The sequence below is a fragment of the Paenibacillus shirakamiensis genome, assembly GCF_017874255.1.
In the GTDB taxonomy this organism is placed as follows: Bacteria; Bacillota; Bacilli; order Paenibacillales; family Paenibacillaceae; genus Fontibacillus; species Fontibacillus shirakamiensis.
In genome coordinates this window covers 803,983-819,539 of sequence record NZ_JAGGLD010000001.1, presented here as the reverse complement: position 1 = coordinate 819,539, position 15,557 = coordinate 803,983, and the positions used below count along the sequence as shown (strand labels likewise).

Genomic DNA, 15,557 nt, shown 5'->3' with positions numbered 1-15,557 from the left:
GATTACTCATCTCCTTCCTGCAATTCGAATTGCTTTTTTTGCTGATCCTTCATTCCAATCTGTAAGTTGGCCTACGAGATTCCTAAGAGCCCTTTTGTAAGAGCGACTTATACGATGTAAGCCTACATTACCTTCATAATCTTCCTCCCGCCGAATCGCAATATTCCCTTCCTCCCAAAGGAATGAAACTGCTTCTTCGTCCCAAGATATGGGAAGCGATGTAGCAAACGCCTTCACATACTCGTCATTCATTCTATTATCTACGCAGTGCATATAGATTCGCTTAGCCACCATTCCTCCTAACTCTGGATATCTATCTAGTAACAAGCTAAAGAATTGCTTACCATGTTCTAATGGATACCGTTCATGGCTTGTCACCCATACTCTTTGATCTGCCTTCTGCCACGTTTGTACTGAAAGAAAATCAGTGCATTCAACATCATACAAAATATAGTCATATAAAAAAGGGTCCGCTTGACTGTTCATCCTATAATAGCTATATAGTTCCTGTTCACTCTGAAAGTTCGTCGCTACGTCGAAACCGCTATATTCGGTAATTGGAATCTTTGATGAGCTCCCCGAATGAATAGAATACTTATATCTTGCATCTCCGGTGCCATCTACTAATAGAACGCGCACACCAGATGAACATAGAATTTTACTAAGATATATCAATAATTCCCGCTTGTCCGTAATACCAGCAAATATCCACGTCTTCATATACTCATTCCTTTTCTACTTTAAGGTGAGGATTTAATTTCTACTGTGCCTTCAGGTGCAGCTAACGCTTTCGGTATTAAGACTGGCTGCTCAGGAACCTTGACTTGTTTATCTTCGAAATTAGAAATCGTTTGCGGTGAGAGATTACCTAAATCTTTTTCAAGTAACACTCTTGAAGATGAAGTTAATTCTTGTTCCGCTCTGGAGATCATATTGTGATCTTTAGCAATTAACTGAAGTACTTGTTGATTGGCTGGATACGTGGGAATAGCTGAATCTTGAAGCTCAGGTTCGACATAAGTTAATGCATAAATGGAAGCTTTATGGAAATAAGCATCAACCACTGCACTAGAGAGTGTCAAAATCTCATGTTCGGTTAATGTTAAGCTCATCGAAGTTGAGCTTAACTGACCTACTTTTTTCTTAGATAGCAGTATGTAATCCTGGCCCGTCGGAAATTGTATCCGAATATCGATCACGTCTTTAGCACGGAGAGAAGCTGGTAATCTCACAAAACTTATCTCCTTATTGCGAAGATCATCTGTCGTTGGCTTTTCTTTATAAATCAGTGACTCTGTAATGAGGGTGAAAGGTTCTAAGGAAACTTTTGCCGTATGCCCAAGGATATTCTCTTTAAGCTGAACCCAATTGGATGGAAGTTCTCCTGCTGTAAACTCGGCCTGCTTCAAATCAACTTCCTTAAACGTATCTCCTGCTTTAATAAGTTTGTTGGGTACCCATCCAATAACAGTTGAGCGATCCTTCTCTTTTTCAAAAGCAAGAAATCTAGCTTCATACTGACTCTTAGTAGCTTGTTGAGCATCTTGCACTTGGATATGTTCTAAGACCATATAGACTATGAAAAAGACGGTTACAGAACTTGCTCCAACTATACCCGCAAAGATCAAATGCTTAGTTCGCTGCCTCATTTTTAACATTTTCATAGTATTCCTCCCCATCTTTTGAATTGTCTGATCATACTGCCCCATCTTTTAGGAGATTCTCCGGAAATGATAGGCCTACAGATGGCCTCTATTTCTTTCATAACGTCTTGCGCAGGTTCAAAAGGATCGATTTCAAAAGGTATGGGAACTACTCTCGAAGTCTTCATAGTGCGCCGCAAATAACTAATTGCATGTAAAGGCATTCCCGGTATCGCATAAAGCCATTTATTTCTTGGGTAAGTACTTGAAGACTTATGAAAATCATACAGCTCATGTACTCTCCACTTGGCACCAGATCCTACAACGATAGCCAGATCCGCGCGCATTAGTTCCTCAAAAATATCCTTTGTGCGCCTATTACCAAGATCCAGAATCACAACGCCTCCTTCAGTGGCTACAACATTTAAAATTTGGCCTCGTGATGCAGCACGATGATACACGATCTGATTCATTCGAAATACATGACTCAATTCACCTCCATCGTTTCTATAATCTGAATGCGCTCGCTGCTGAAGTGCAGCAAATGCAGTAGATTTCCCTCCACATTCCATAATCATTATGTTGTTGAAATGTTGTTTTAAGGTATGAGCTAGGAGGATGCACGTGTGTGTTACCCCTACACCTGGACTTGTCCCCATCACGCCAATCACTTTGGTTCTCCCCCCCGGTTGAATGGCCCGGTACTCTGATTGAGAAGAAGTTAGAGTGCGATTATGGGTTTCTATTGCTATCTTCACCTCCGCAGCGCTTGAATATCGTTCTTCGGGTCGCTGATGGAGTAAGGTCTTCACCACACGATAAAGGGACGCGGGAACTTGCGAAGCAAGTAACTTGTCAGAGATATTCGTCCATTCTGTCTGCTCGCCTCCTGTTACTAAGTACAGCAATAATGCGCCTAAAGAATATAGATCAGAGCGTGTATCTGTCTGTCTTCCCCCATATTGTTCAGGAGAAGCAAAGCCAATAGTTCCAAGCTTCACCGTGTCTTCGGTCTGATCATGTTTGTAATGTCTCGCAATTCCAAAATCTATAAATCTTACTTCGCCACCTGCATCAATCATGAGATTAGAAGGTTTCAGATCTCGGTATACAATAGGTGGGTCATGTTGATGAAGATACATAAGACCCTCACAAATTTGTCCAGCTATATTACAAATCTGTACTAATGACATGCGGCCTTGTTGATGCTCTAAAAATACATCAAGCGTGACACCTTGGATGTAGTCCATAATTAAGTAGGTGTACCCAGCGGAATCTGGTGGAAAAAAATCGATAACATGCGGTAATCTGGCATGATGCAATTGAATTAACAATCTAGCTTCTTCTTCAAGATTCCCGAAATAATCAGGTGCTGTAAGTGTCTCCTTTATGGCCCATCGCTTTCCAGGTAATTTCAGATCCTCAGCCAAATAGACATAGCTGGTTCCGCCACTTCCCAGCTTCTTCTCAATCTTATATCTACCTCCAATTACATCCCCGGTACTTAGCCTGCTAGAAAACTGCAACCGCATAGCCCTCCTTTCTAGGCATACAAAAAAGAGAAAGTCCCCCAAGTTCTAAATCGTCCTTTAAGGACCTATTCAGAAACTCGGGATACTTTCCCTAAGTAATCTTGTAATATATTGGAATCAGTATAAAACAACAAGGCATGTTCTGTAAAGAATTTTTTTGTCTTCTTTTTACATGCTTAATATTTTATCATATATAGCGTAATCTCATCACGATTATGGAATAGCTGCTTTGACCTTTGAATCTGCATATGGGCTTGATCAAATGTATCCATCACATCTCGAATTAGAGCAAGTGGCTTCTTACTTAGCAGTTTGACCGTGACAATTGCCGTTCCTCCAGGAACAAGGCTGTAAAGTAATTCCGTAACCAATTTTGCTGTTAACTTTGGACTCCAACTCATATCACATACCAGCAAGTCAAATTCATGATCACGAAATTTCACACTATCCGCATTTTTTTGTACATACGTAAGCTGCGGAGAATCTAGTAAGGAAGGATGCATCTTAGCAGGATCTACCGCCGTCACTTGTAAACCACGCTCTAATAAAAATGAAGTCCATCCGCCTGGCGCTGCCCCAATATCTAAAGCGTTGCGAAAACTTCTAAAGTCGATATCAAACACTCGTTCTGCTTCCAACAATTTGAATTTAGCCCGAGAGATTTGTCCTTCTTCCTTTTGGAACCTAACAGCACCGCCATTCCAATCGGAGATATTATGATCCGCCTTAGAAATACCTGCGAAAATGGAATCATTCGTAATGAATACAGATACGACCCACTCCGCTTCTTTTACTGCAAATTGCTGCACGATATCTTGAAGCACGAACTGAATGGCTTCTTTGAATTCCGAAGATGTACCTGGCCAAGCTTCTTGACTAGCTTTACGTGCTTGCACAGAGATGATTTTGCCTTGTAGCTCATCTATTCTCTTTAGACAGGAACCTAACTGATCCATCGCCTGACCTAGATCTTTATCTGTAATTCCTACTTGCACTTGAACAGGGAAAATATGCCGCAAAAACATAGGTAGTTCCTGTGTAAGACGTTCAGTAACTTCCTCAGATGAGAAGTCAAGTGTAGCCAAAAAAACCTCACCTGGAACCAGCACAGTGCTTTTCAGTGCACCAAATTTCCTTCTTAATTCTTCTTGTGCGTATGGTGCAAATCCATGATTTGCGGTACAGATGAACCTCGATGTCGTTCCCATTGTTGTCTTATCGTTCTCAAGATGACTATTCAAACCCCATAACCCCCATTTTTAATACAGCCTTGCTCTAATTAACGTGTGTTCTCAAGTTTACTTTTCGCATGAAGTAAAGCTATCTCATCTAAACGATCAAACGGAACAGGATCAATATAGAGTTCCACTTCATCGGGTTTGACTTGAAATAAAATTTCATACATTTTTGTTTTTCCCTGCAAACTCGAACTATGCAAAAATATCTCCTTCGCAAACAAACCTTCTTGCGCCATAATGGAGGCCACTTCTCCGCCTGTCATCTGGTCAGGTCCCATATCGAAGTCTAATGACAAAATATCCACGGATGTTGCTCTCAAAATGTCCAGACATTCTTCTCCACTACGAGTCAACGTAAATCCATCGGGACAGCGTCTAAGGTCATCCATATATAAATGAATCACATTTGCTCTTCCTTTCCCCAAATCCCTTAATCAGCGCTGGCGTGATACCATTGGCTAATCTTCTCCATATCCTGTATGTAGGTTCCGTCATCGCCGGTCTCTGTCTCTAATATGAATGCTTTATTTTGCAATTCTTTCGCTTGTAGAAGCTTAAGAAAACCTTCTTCCTTAATAAAGCCAGCTCCTACACGAGCATGCCTATCTTTGCGATCACCCATCGGATACTTCGAGTCATTTAAATGCACTGCAATTAAATGATCCCAATATCCTATATTACGACCTTTTGCCAAAAAAGTCTCATCTTCTGCCCCTCTCCACACTCCTGCTGCAAAAGCATGGCATGTATCTAGACAAAATCCAACATGTTCTGGCTGTTCACAGAGATTACGAATCTGCACCATTTCTTCCAGTGTCATTCCCATCTCACCATGATCACCCGCTTGATTTTCTAACAATAATTTTGTGGAACCTTGCCAACCTTTAAGCACTTCATTTATACATTGTATTATATTTTTATATCCCTGCAAGAGATCTTTTCCCTTGTAATTTCCAAAATGAACAACAATTCCCAGAGATCCGCAAGCCTCAGCTATATCCAAATCATTTTTTAATGATTGAATCGTCTGATAAAAAGCGTCCGGTTGTTCTCTTAGGTCAACAGCAAGGTTAGATGGATAGGGCGTATGCGCAATAGAGACCAGAAGATTCTCCTGACAATAATCTTTACATCTACGAGCCTCATTCGCATCAAATGCTTTGACTCCCAGACTCCGCGGATTTTTCGGGAAATACTGATAGGCCGTGGCTCCCATGCTGTGTGCCGTTCTAGCTGCTTGAGTATAGCCTCCTCGAATGGAAAGATGCCCCCCGAGCTTCAGCTTATTTTTCATCTTGACATTTAGGACAAAAAAACACTTTTCTCCCGCCAATCTCAGCTCGTTCTATCGTACCCTCACAGCGAAGGCACGGCTCTCCCCCGCGATCATATACCTGACACAAATCATTGAATCCACCTGTTAGTTTATCGTCTTGAGTCAGCGGAAGTTCAATGTAACCACCGTGGTCAATTGCATGATGAATAATTTTAAGTGAGGCATGATAGAGATCACTTAAATCTTTTTCCGTTAGATCTTGCAATTTGGAAGAAGGTTGAATCTTGGCCTCAAACACGATTTCATCCGCATAACAGTTGCCAATTCCAGCGATGACATGCTGATTAATCAAAGCGCTCTTTAGAGCCCCGCGGCGCTTCGCGAAACGCTGAATGAACTTTTGTTCGTTCATTTTACGGTCAAATAAATCTGGACCTAAATCTGCGAGTACCTCGTCGATCTCTTTAGCTGTATGAAGATGTAGATACCCTAGACGCAATCCGATAAAATAAAGAGTCTTACTACCAAATGAAATTTCAATCTGAGTGGTGCGATCAGGATGATCTTCTTTGCTTCCTAAATACATAAGTCCGCCTAACATCAAATGTAGCAGAAGTCTACGACCATTATCTAAATGGAATAACAAATGTTTACCGCGACGTTCTATATAGATGATTTTATGTCCTACTAAAGTTTGAATAAAAACCTCAGAAGCTACATTAATGGACTTCTCCCGATGCACAGCGACATCTGTAATGGGTGTATCCAAAATTTCATGGGATAACAGTCTACGATAATTGTCCATTTCCGGCAATTCTGGCATTATTCATCTTCCCTTTCATAGTTCCATATCTGAGTTGCGTATACCTTGCAGTAACGCTTCTAAATCCTTATATATATAATCTGGCTGTACCCCAGCTGCGCTGCTGTGAACAACCAAATTCGCATGCGTTGTAATACCGGTTAGTGTAAGTATGGTTCCACACCCGGCTCTTGCTCCTGCAAGAATATCCGTATGTATATTGTCACCAATGACAGCAACATTCTCAGATGGCAGAGATAATTTCTCTAGCGCAAAATTCATCAGAATTTCTGAGGGCTTACCAATAACGATCGGCTTTATGCCTGCAGCAGCTTGAATCGATGCGGCAATGGTCCCCGCGCCTGGAGTCAGACCATCTTCAGAGGGAAGTAGCAAATCAGGGTTCGTAAGTATATATCCCGCACCTTCCATAATCCAGCGAACGGCATGGGTAAGTTTGTCATAATTAAAATGCCGATCAATCCCTTGGACGACATATTCAGGACGCTCCTCAGTAATCTTTAGCCCAGCCTGCTCTAGGGCATGCGTCAATCCTTCTTCTCCAATTACCGCTACTCTACAGTTAGGACGTTGACTAGCAATATAAAATGCAGCAGCTTGCGAGGAAGTGCATACATGCTCAGGCTCTGCTGGAATTCCCATCTCCTGCAAGTGATCTGCAACGCCCTGCGGAGTCCGAGAAGAATTGTTAGTTACGAACAAATACGGAATATTCTTGGATTGTAGATAGTGGATCAGTTCATCAGCACCCGGTATCCGGTGTGAACCATGGTATAACGTCCCGTCTAGATCAATCAGAAATGCTTTCCATTTTGCTCTCACACTTGTTCTCTCCCTTATTACCGCATTGTGCTCATCTTATTGTAAAAGAAACCATGGACGCGGGCAAATAAGCTAACTGTCGAAATTTTCTTGACAACCTCAAAAAAATTGATATGCCCTGTCATTTCCTGCGCTTTCCCGGAAAATAATTCATTTCCCATTGCCCGAAATCTCATGTTGTTCCATTGTCCATTGCTCATAAATTCTAGAATTTAAAGGTCACATTCCCGATCAATAGGGACCATCTCGTGTTCTTTAGCCAATATTGTATTTGGAAATATCGCACGTGCCTCTAGAATTAATGGCTCTAATTGCACCTCGTCTTTATATCTTGAACTAAAGTGCGTCAGTACGAGCTTATGAGCATGTGCTTCTGCCGCAATCTCCGCTGCTTGCACGGCTGTACTGTGATGATAATCATAAGCTGTTGAGGCAAGTTCATGCATAAACGTAGCCTCGTGCACAAGGATATCTGCTTCTTTCCCTAACTCAATTGCAGCTCGGCATGGACGGGTATCACCTAGAATTGTGATAACCCTTCCTTTCTTAGGAGCGCCTAATACTTCATGAGGATGAATCATGCCTGTAGGTGTCTCAATACTCTCCCCATTTTTCAACTTACCATAAGCAGGGCCAGGTCTAACCCCTCTACGCGTAAGTTCTTCATCGTCTAACTTGCCGGGTTTGTCTAGCTCAGTGATCCGATACCCATAACTATCAATTCTGTGTTCTAAAAGTGCAGATTCTACTCGAAATTTATCATCCTCAAACAAGAGACCACCCTGGTGTTCTTTAATGATGAGCTCATAGTTAATGCGAGATTCACTAAGACCTAGAGAAACCTCTATATATTGCTTCAGTCCCTTAGGCCCGTAAAGGGTTAATGGAGATTCTCCACCTTGTGAAGCACGGCTTGATAACAATCCAGGTAGACCAAAAAGGTGATCTCCGTGTAAATGAGTAATAAATATCTTTTCCAGCTTACTTAGCTTGAGTGGTGAACGAAGAATTTGATGCTGCGTTGCCTCTCCACAATCAAACAACCATGTTGCTCGGCGTTCCTCCAGCATCCGTAGTGCTACAGAAGTTACATTCCGCTGAAGGGAAGGTATTCCGGCATTGGTTCCCAAAAAATAGAGTTCCATCTCTTCCCCTTCTTCCCTGATGTTATTTTTGAATTTTCCATTTTAATACATGTTCAGCAAAATCCCTCCGAAACAGCGGAGGGATTTGTAGTCAACATCTATATAAAGACGTAGATATACGGATTAAAGTTAGATATGACCTTATGCTTTCTCCACATTAAAATACTGAGCTTCAGGATGACTGAATACAAGCGCAGATACAGAAGCCTCAGGTTCCATCATGAACCCTTCGGTGAGTTCAACACCAATATCTCCTGGCTGCAATAAATCGAATAGAGGCTCTTGAAGTTCAAGATCAGGACAAGCAGGATAACCAAAAGATACTCGAATACCTTGATAACGAGCACCATGACGTTTTTTCATTGTCATATCGGCTGGATCTGGAAAACCCCAGCTATCTCTAATCATATGATGCACGCGTTCAGCTAGCCCTTCGGCCACTTCAAGAGCTGTCGATTGTACAGCATGAGATCGTAGATAATCCCCTTTGTTCTTCCAATCCTCAGAGATTTGTCTTACTCCATGGCCTGCGGTAACAATCATGAATGCAACATAATCCATCATACCACTTTCTACCGATTTTAAATAATCAGAGAGACAGAGATACGGTTCAACACGCTGACGAGGGAAACTAAAGGTTTTGAGCACTTTACTGTGATCTTGAGGGTCATAGATCAGAATGTTATCGCCATCCGACTGCGCCGGGAAAAATTGATAGATCGCATGTGCATGGATAATTCCATCGGTTACGGCTTCATATAGAACTTGATCCACGGTTTCTTTTAACTGAGTAGCCTTAGGATCATTTTGTGCCAGAAGCTGATCAACGGAACCGCGTAATCCTAGATGATGCCCAAGAAGCATTTGCATATTCACATAAGGAATGATATGGCTAACGGGATAATTTCTTAATACATGGCGGTTCGTATCCGGAGGAATAAACACGGGTGCATCCTTAGAAATGTTAGAACGTACCGCCCTGCTAAGTTCAGGTAACACCGTCTTCACCACTTCTTGCTCTCCTGCCTCTTTCTCAGCTTCGAACTCTAGCCGCATCTTTTCCCTGGAACTTGCATCCATCAATTTATTCGCCAAATCTAGCCCATCCATCGCATCTTTGGCATATACCACTAGGCCATTATATTCTGGACGTATACGTGTTTTGGTGAATTTGCGAGTGAGAGCCGCTCCGCCTACCATAATAGGCACATCAATACCTGCATTGCGTAAATCTTGCGCTGTTGAGACCATCTGTTGCGCAGATTTTACTAAAAGTCCACTGAGACCTATCGCATCAGCCTTCTGCTCACGGAATGCTTCTATAATTCGCTCCGGTGGTACTTTTATTCCCAGGTTCACGATATGATAACCGTTGTTAGAAAGAATGATCTCAACTAAATTCTTACCGATATCATGCACATCACCTTTAACCGTAGCTAACATAATTCTACCTTTGACGGATGTTTCATCTTTCTCCATAAAAGACTCTAAATAGGCAACCGATGCTTTCATCACTTCGGCACTTTGAAGGACCTCAGCAACGATTAATTCGTTGTTATTGAATAACTTACCGACTTCTTCCATGCCTGCCATAAGAGGACCATTTATAATTTCTAGTGCCGTATAGCGATTCAGCGCTTCGCCTAAGTCAGGTATCAGACCTTCCTTCGTCCCTTCGACGACATAGGATGCTAGACGCTCTTCTAGTGAAAGGTTACTAATTTTCTCTTTTTTCTCTATTTTTTTATGACGAAAAGCCGCTACGAACTTTGCTAAGGTCTCATCGTTAGTATTGTAAAGTAGTTCCTCAGCTAAAGTTCGTTCCTCTAAAGAAATAGAAGCATATCGCTCCACTTTTTCTGTGTTTACAATGGCATAATCCAATCCTGCTTTGGTACACTCATATAGGAACACAGAGTTCAATACCTCACGACCTGCTTCGGGTAGACCAAATGAAATATTACTAATCCCAAGTACCGTATGACAAGCAGGCAACGCTTCTTTAATCAATCGTATGCCTTCAATCGTTTCCTTTGCAGATCCAATGTACTGCTCGTCGCCTGTACCTACAGGAAAGACCAATGGATCAAAAATAATATCTTCTGCTTGAAGACCATACTTATTCACTAGAAGATCATGAGAGCGAATGGCAACTTCTAGCTTGTCCTCTTTTGTGATCGCTTGACCCCGTTCATCAATGGTGCCTACGACAATAGCTGCTCCATATTTATGAATAATAGGCGTAACTTGCTCGAATTTATCTTCCCCGTCCTCAAGGTTAATGGAGTTAATAATCGACTTCCCTTGGCAATATTTTAAAGCTAAGTCTATGACTACTGGGTCCGTAGTATCGATCATCAGAGGAACCTTCACTTTTTTGACGACTAGCTCTAGGAATAACTGAATATCTTCAATTTCATCTCGGTCTGGATCTTGAACGCAGACGTCAATTACTTGAGCTCCACTTTTAACCTGCGCGCGGGCGATTTCAGAAGCTTCTTCGTACTTACCTTCTACAATTAGGCGTTTGAATTTTCGAGAACCGAGAACGTTGGTCCGCTCTCCAATCATATAAGGACGATTGTCCTGTTCAATATATATGGGTTCAATCCCTGATAATGCAGGCGGATGAGTCACGCCCTCTATCTTACGAGGGGCATATTGACTCATTTTCTCCGACATAGCACGGATATGTTCAGGTGTAGTTCCACAACATCCTCCTGCGATATTGAGCCAACCCTTCTCAGCAAAAGCTCCAAGTTTTGTAGCTAAGGATTCAGGAGACTCGTGATAATGACCATTCTCATCAGGAAGACCCGCATTCGGATAACAACTTATGGCCGTACTCGCCATGTCTGACAATGTACGAATATGATCTCGCATAAATTCAGGGCCCGTCGCACAGTTCAGGCCCATCGATATAGGACTTAAATGCTCAAGCGAAATACAGAAGGCCTCTATATTTTGCCCCGCTAGTGTCGTGCCCATTGGCTCAATCGTCCCAGAGATCATGAGCGGCAGTGTAATGCCCGTGGAAGCAAAAGCTTGACGAATGGCTATGCTTCCCGCTTTCACATTCAGCGTATCTTGTGATGTCTCTAGCAGTATGGCATCTACACCTGCTTCAATTAAAGCAACAACCTGCTCTTTATAACTCTCAATCAGCCCATCGAATGTCACACCACCCGTTACAGAGAGGGTCTTGGTAGTAGGACCCACAGCTCCAACAGCATAACGAGGGTGCTCCGGAGTTGAATATTTATTCACTGCATCAACAGCCAATTTAGCGGCAACTAAGTTGAGTTCTCTAGCTTTATCTTGTATATCATATTCAGCAAGCACCACAGAGGCGGCTCCGAATGTATTCGTCTCTATTAAATCTGCTCCAGCTTCCAAATATTGTTCATGAATTCGAGAGATAACATCTGGTCTCGTAAGGACTAGCATTTCATTACAGCCGTCTAATTCCTCGCCTCCAAAGTCCATTGGCGTAAGTTCTTCCTGCTGGATCATAGTGCCCATCGCACCATCGAGAATCAGTATTTTTTCTAACATTCGACTTTGTATACTAGGCTTACTCAATGTCTAATCCCCCCTCTAAAACACTATTTAATAGTCTAGCAGAATCGTTCGGGTAAGAAAAGGATTAGGGAACAAATACCCTCATTGGCAGTGACCCTATTACCCTCCTCTTTTGTCAAAAAAGAAGTCGACATGCGTTGTTTAATCCTATATAATTCTAAATAATCCTATTTGAAAGCGGGGTAAACCCATGGCGGAAATAAGAATTAGAAACACGAACGAATTAATTACAGGTGAAGAAAATGTTCGCGATTTCCTGAATCAATTCGAAGTCATTTATGAGCATTGGGATACATCCAAATTGCCTGCTCACTTGCAAGAAAATTTTGCTCTTACGGATGAACATAAAGCAGAGATTCTAGCAATCTTTGATACTGAAATCAAGGAACTTGTAGAGCGCCGTGGTTACAGAACTTGGGATGTAATTACCCTCTCCGAAGCCACCCCTAATATTGAAGAACTACTGGCAAAATTTGAGCAAATTCATACGCATACCGAAGATGAGATCCGTGTAATAGCTGCAGGAGCTGGTACATTTGTAATTAAAGGTGGAGATGATATCGGTTATTTCGATGTCAACCTCTTGCCAGGAGATTTGATCTCCGTTCCTGAGAATACGGTACATTTCTTTACCTTAACAGACGAACGCAAGGTCGTTGCCATTCGATTGTTTGTCGAAGAAAATGGCTGGATTGCTCATCCTTATGAAGATGCTTCATTCCAAAAAGCTTAGCTGACCATACAAAAAGCTGCCTCGTCCTTACTAAAGGAGCGAAGCAGCTTTTTTTGTTTTCTTTGCTATTCCATATGACATAAAAATATGAATTATTGTCTGGACTATTTTACTTGAAAATCAGCTGAAGGCATAGCGTGCATGCTATTGGCCGTGACATGAGAGATAACATGATAGGTACCCGGTTCATTAAATGTTTTCTCTAAAACATAGATCCCTGCACCAGCAGATTTAACCGGTGTCTTACTATGTTGATCAGAGCCGTCTTTCCAAATCTCGAAAGCTACTTCTTTGGCTTGATCCACTGCCTTACCATCTTGCATTACATTAGCTTCGAACCTGATTTTGTTATTCACCGTAGGAACATCAGGTGTTACCGTTAAGTTCACATTTAGCGGAGACATCATATCGTGATTCATGTCATTGCTTGAAGAATTACAACCGCTAAGCAGTAAAGCACTAATAGTCAGTAGCCCAGCGACACGTTGCATGCTGATCACACCTTCAAACCTCCAGCCTGCTGTAGAATGCTGTGAAGTTCGGATAAGTGCTTAATTTCAAACTCAGGAACGATTTCATTTGTACGTGACTTCCCGTCGCGATTAATCCATACCGAATGGATACCCACACTATTGGAACCCTTAATATCCGTAGTAAGCTTATCTCCAACCATGAGGACATTTTGGGGTTGAACCTCAAGTAGACGTAAGGCATGCTCAAATATAGTTCGATCCGGTTTGCCCTTGCCAAAACTTCCAGAAATGATAACCTCATCGAAATAAGGTACGAGATCAGGCACACCATCCAATTTTTCTTGTTGCAGTGCGGGACATCCATTAGTCAGTAAAAGTAATTTCACATGACCTTTAAGCTCATTAAGAATCTGGAATGTCTCTTCATACACATAAGGACGGCTTCTACGTTCTGCACCAAATTGTTCTGCAAGTTGAGCCGCGAGTTGATTATCATTAACGCCAAGTGCTTGTAGACCACGTGTCCAAGCATCTAGACGATAGGTTGGTGCTAATTTCTCAAGTGCTCTAAATTCTGCTTGAGTACCCGCACTAAAATGCGCCCATAGCGCTTCAAACGGATTGATTCCGATAAGTTTGGTAAAAGCAAACGTCTCATAAGATTCATACAATTTGCGTGCTTCTGCTCGAACAGAGGCTTCTAGTTCAAGGGCATGAATCCCTGTTTTCTCTGCTGCTGTTAGACACGTAAAATGAAAGGCTTCTTCAATGCTCCGCTCATCCCATAAAAGAGTATCATCCAAATCAAAACACACCGCTTGAATTGTCATGTCGCTTCCCCTTTGTCCTTAGGTTCTAGTGATTCTCCACCATCAAGTTATTAACTTTACCAAATTCAACCAATCTTTCTCCCATTGCTGCTGTATTGAAGCGATTGCGGCTACGATAGAATACCCACTTCTGAGATTTCCCTTTTGGGAGAATAGTCACTTGATCTGCGGTCAAAATAATCTTCTGAATGTTGTCAGCCGTCATAATGCGATCCCGGTTGAATTTAGAAGTGTATAGTGCATTACGTGTAACTCGCAAGTATGGTTTTCTCATGAACGTTACTACCGCTAACAGAACATAGAGCCCAATCGTAAGGTAATACAAAAAGTTAAGTTGCTGACCAGCTCCAACTGTACCTAACATTGCATAACCTGCAGCAAAAAGAATCAGAACTATAGGCAATATAAAGTTTCTACCTTGGAACGTCTCCCCTTCGCCACCAATGCCAACTTTGGAAGGAGCAATTCCCATTTTTTTCTGCTTCATTAAAAGCTTCTGCTTATTCCGTTCAACCTGCTTCTCAAAAGATCTTGACATGAACTTGGTCATTCCCTTCAGCAATTGCTGTTAATTTATTTGTTGAAATCTTTAAGGACTTACTTCGAAAGTGAGTAGTGGATAAGTTTGGCCAAATTATTCATCCACAATTTCAATCGTGTCTAGTTGCTGTCTGAAGTTGTTACGTATATTTTGCAGATAGACCTCACGTAATTTTCCTCTTTCCAAAGTTTCCTCTTCTGTGAGTCCAACTTCCTTTTGCTTACGAGCTAGTTCATTAATACGTGCAATCAGGGTGTCGATATCCATAGATGTTCCTCCTCTAATTAAGGCATTAACTCTTACTTTGACATGAGAAAAAGAGCTTGTCAAGGAGACGCTTCCCTTGCAAAGCTCTTGGATATTCACTCCTTATTTAAAGGGTAGTTAAGATCTAATCTATAGGTAGACTAATGACCTCACCAGCCTTAAGGTTACTAATAGACATCGAGTTCTCCTTCATAATTCTATGAATGTAACTTCGAATATCTGCTCCGTCTGGTTTGTTGGCTGAAGCAATGCTCCAAAGCGTGTCCCCGGACTGAATAATATAATTCATATTAGGAGTGTGACCGGATTCTGAAGAAGCAAAAGCTGTAATCATTCCTGTGCATGTAATGACAATCATAAAAATTATAACGGTTAATCTTCGTATCCCTTTTGCTTCTAATAGATTTGTATATTTCTTAAGATTCATATTGCTTAATTGGTTATTGCTTAATTGGTTATTACTTAACTTATTCGGATTAGGTACCGTAGCATGAATACTTTGATATGAGCTATACTTTAACATTCTATATCACTCCAAACGTTTGTTCTGTTTATTGTTTTCAATATAACACGAACATTTGTTTGTTTCAATGCTTTTTTAGAACAATTGTTCCTATATGGTAAATTTTTTTTAGAACCTACGTTTGTACGA

The 15,557-nt window shown here is 41.6% G+C and carries 16 protein-coding genes; 1 reads left to right on the top strand and 15 read right to left on the bottom strand.

The features are described 5' to 3' along the window. Window positions 1–6: 6 nt before the first annotated feature. The 10 genes from J2Z69_RS04000 to metH form a co-directional block, all read right to left on the bottom strand. Entirely contained in the window at window positions 7–720 is a 714-nt protein-coding gene (locus tag J2Z69_RS04000; protein ID WP_209859344.1) for a hypothetical protein, read from the bottom strand. Between the two features lie 20 nt (window positions 721–740). After that, entirely contained in the window at window positions 741–1,664 is a 924-nt protein-coding gene (locus J2Z69_RS03995; RefSeq protein ID WP_209859342.1) for an SAF domain-containing protein, read from the bottom strand. Continuing rightward, a complete protein-coding gene (locus J2Z69_RS03990; protein ID WP_209859340.1) occupies window positions 1,661–3,169 on the bottom strand; it encodes a serine/threonine protein kinase in 1,509 nt (502 codons plus the stop codon). The genes J2Z69_RS03995 and J2Z69_RS03990 overlap by 4 nt, the downstream gene beginning before the upstream one ends. Before the next feature lie 182 nt (window positions 3,170–3,351). Beyond that, on the bottom strand, window positions 3,352–4,383 hold the full coding sequence (locus J2Z69_RS03985; RefSeq protein WP_209860483.1) for a 23S rRNA (cytidine(2498)-2'-O)-methyltransferase RlmM: 1,032 nt from the start codon (window positions 4,381–4,383) through the stop codon (window positions 3,352–3,354). A 71-nt stretch (window positions 4,384–4,454) separates the two neighbouring features. Beyond that, window positions 4,455–4,817 carry a cyclic-phosphate processing receiver domain-containing protein gene (locus J2Z69_RS03980; RefSeq protein ID WP_209859338.1) on the bottom strand — a complete coding sequence of 121 codons (363 nt, stop codon included), beginning with the start codon at window positions 4,815–4,817 and terminating at the stop codon, window positions 4,455–4,457. Between the two features lie 26 nt (window positions 4,818–4,843). Then, window positions 4,844–5,707, bottom strand: a complete 864-nt coding sequence (locus tag J2Z69_RS03975; protein ID WP_209859337.1) for a deoxyribonuclease IV — start codon at window positions 5,705–5,707, stop codon at window positions 4,844–4,846. Then, window positions 5,697–6,512, bottom strand: a complete 816-nt coding sequence (locus J2Z69_RS03970) for an Fpg/Nei family DNA glycosylase (protein ID WP_209859335.1) — start codon at window positions 6,510–6,512, stop codon at window positions 5,697–5,699. Before J2Z69_RS03970 ends, J2Z69_RS03975 begins: the two co-directional genes overlap by 11 nt. Window positions 6,513–6,527: 15 nt before the next feature. Continuing rightward, window positions 6,528–7,334 (bottom strand): TIGR01457 family HAD-type hydrolase, encoded by an 807-nt coding sequence (locus tag J2Z69_RS03965; RefSeq protein WP_209859333.1) that lies wholly within the window; start codon window positions 7,332–7,334, stop codon window positions 6,528–6,530. A 212-nt stretch (window positions 7,335–7,546) separates the two neighbouring features. Continuing rightward, window positions 7,547–8,479 (bottom strand): ribonuclease Z, encoded by a 933-nt coding sequence (gene rnz / locus J2Z69_RS03960; RefSeq protein WP_209859331.1) that lies wholly within the window; start codon window positions 8,477–8,479, stop codon window positions 7,547–7,549. Between the two features lie 141 nt (window positions 8,480–8,620). Beyond that, complete coding sequence (metH, locus tag J2Z69_RS03955; RefSeq protein ID WP_209859329.1) at window positions 8,621–12,061, bottom strand: methionine synthase; 3,441 nt, start codon at window positions 12,059–12,061, stop codon at window positions 8,621–8,623. A gap of 190 nt (window positions 12,062–12,251) precedes the next feature. Between metH and J2Z69_RS03950 the strand changes: the two genes are divergently transcribed. Next, window positions 12,252–12,794, top strand: coding sequence for an AraC family ligand binding domain-containing protein (locus tag J2Z69_RS03950; RefSeq protein ID WP_209859327.1), 543 nt, complete (start codon window positions 12,252–12,254; stop codon window positions 12,792–12,794). Between the two features lie 104 nt (window positions 12,795–12,898). On the opposite strand, the gene J2Z69_RS03945 is transcribed toward J2Z69_RS03950, so the two are convergent. The 5 genes from J2Z69_RS03945 to J2Z69_RS03925 all read right to left on the bottom strand — a co-directional run bounded on the left by J2Z69_RS03945 (window position 12,899) and on the right by J2Z69_RS03925 (window position 15,428). After that, window positions 12,899–13,285, bottom strand: a complete 387-nt coding sequence (locus tag J2Z69_RS03945; protein WP_209860481.1) for a FixH family protein — start codon at window positions 13,283–13,285, stop codon at window positions 12,899–12,901. Between the two features lie 5 nt (window positions 13,286–13,290). Further along, a complete protein-coding gene (locus tag J2Z69_RS03940) occupies window positions 13,291–14,097 on the bottom strand; it encodes an HAD family hydrolase (RefSeq protein WP_209859320.1) in 807 nt (268 codons plus the stop codon). Window positions 14,098–14,122: 25 nt separating this feature from the next. After that, window positions 14,123–14,635, bottom strand: a complete 513-nt coding sequence (locus J2Z69_RS03935) for a hypothetical protein (RefSeq protein WP_209859319.1) — start codon at window positions 14,633–14,635, stop codon at window positions 14,123–14,125. Between the two features lie 96 nt (window positions 14,636–14,731). Further along, window positions 14,732–14,905: a DUF896 domain-containing protein gene (locus J2Z69_RS03930; protein WP_209859318.1), complete on the bottom strand. Its 174-nt coding sequence runs from the start codon at window positions 14,903–14,905 to the stop codon at window positions 14,732–14,734. Window positions 14,906–15,029: 124 nt separating this feature from the next. Further along, window positions 15,030–15,428, bottom strand: a complete 399-nt coding sequence (locus J2Z69_RS03925; protein ID WP_209859317.1) for a LysM peptidoglycan-binding domain-containing protein — start codon at window positions 15,426–15,428, stop codon at window positions 15,030–15,032. Window positions 15,429–15,557: the final 129 nt, after the last annotated feature.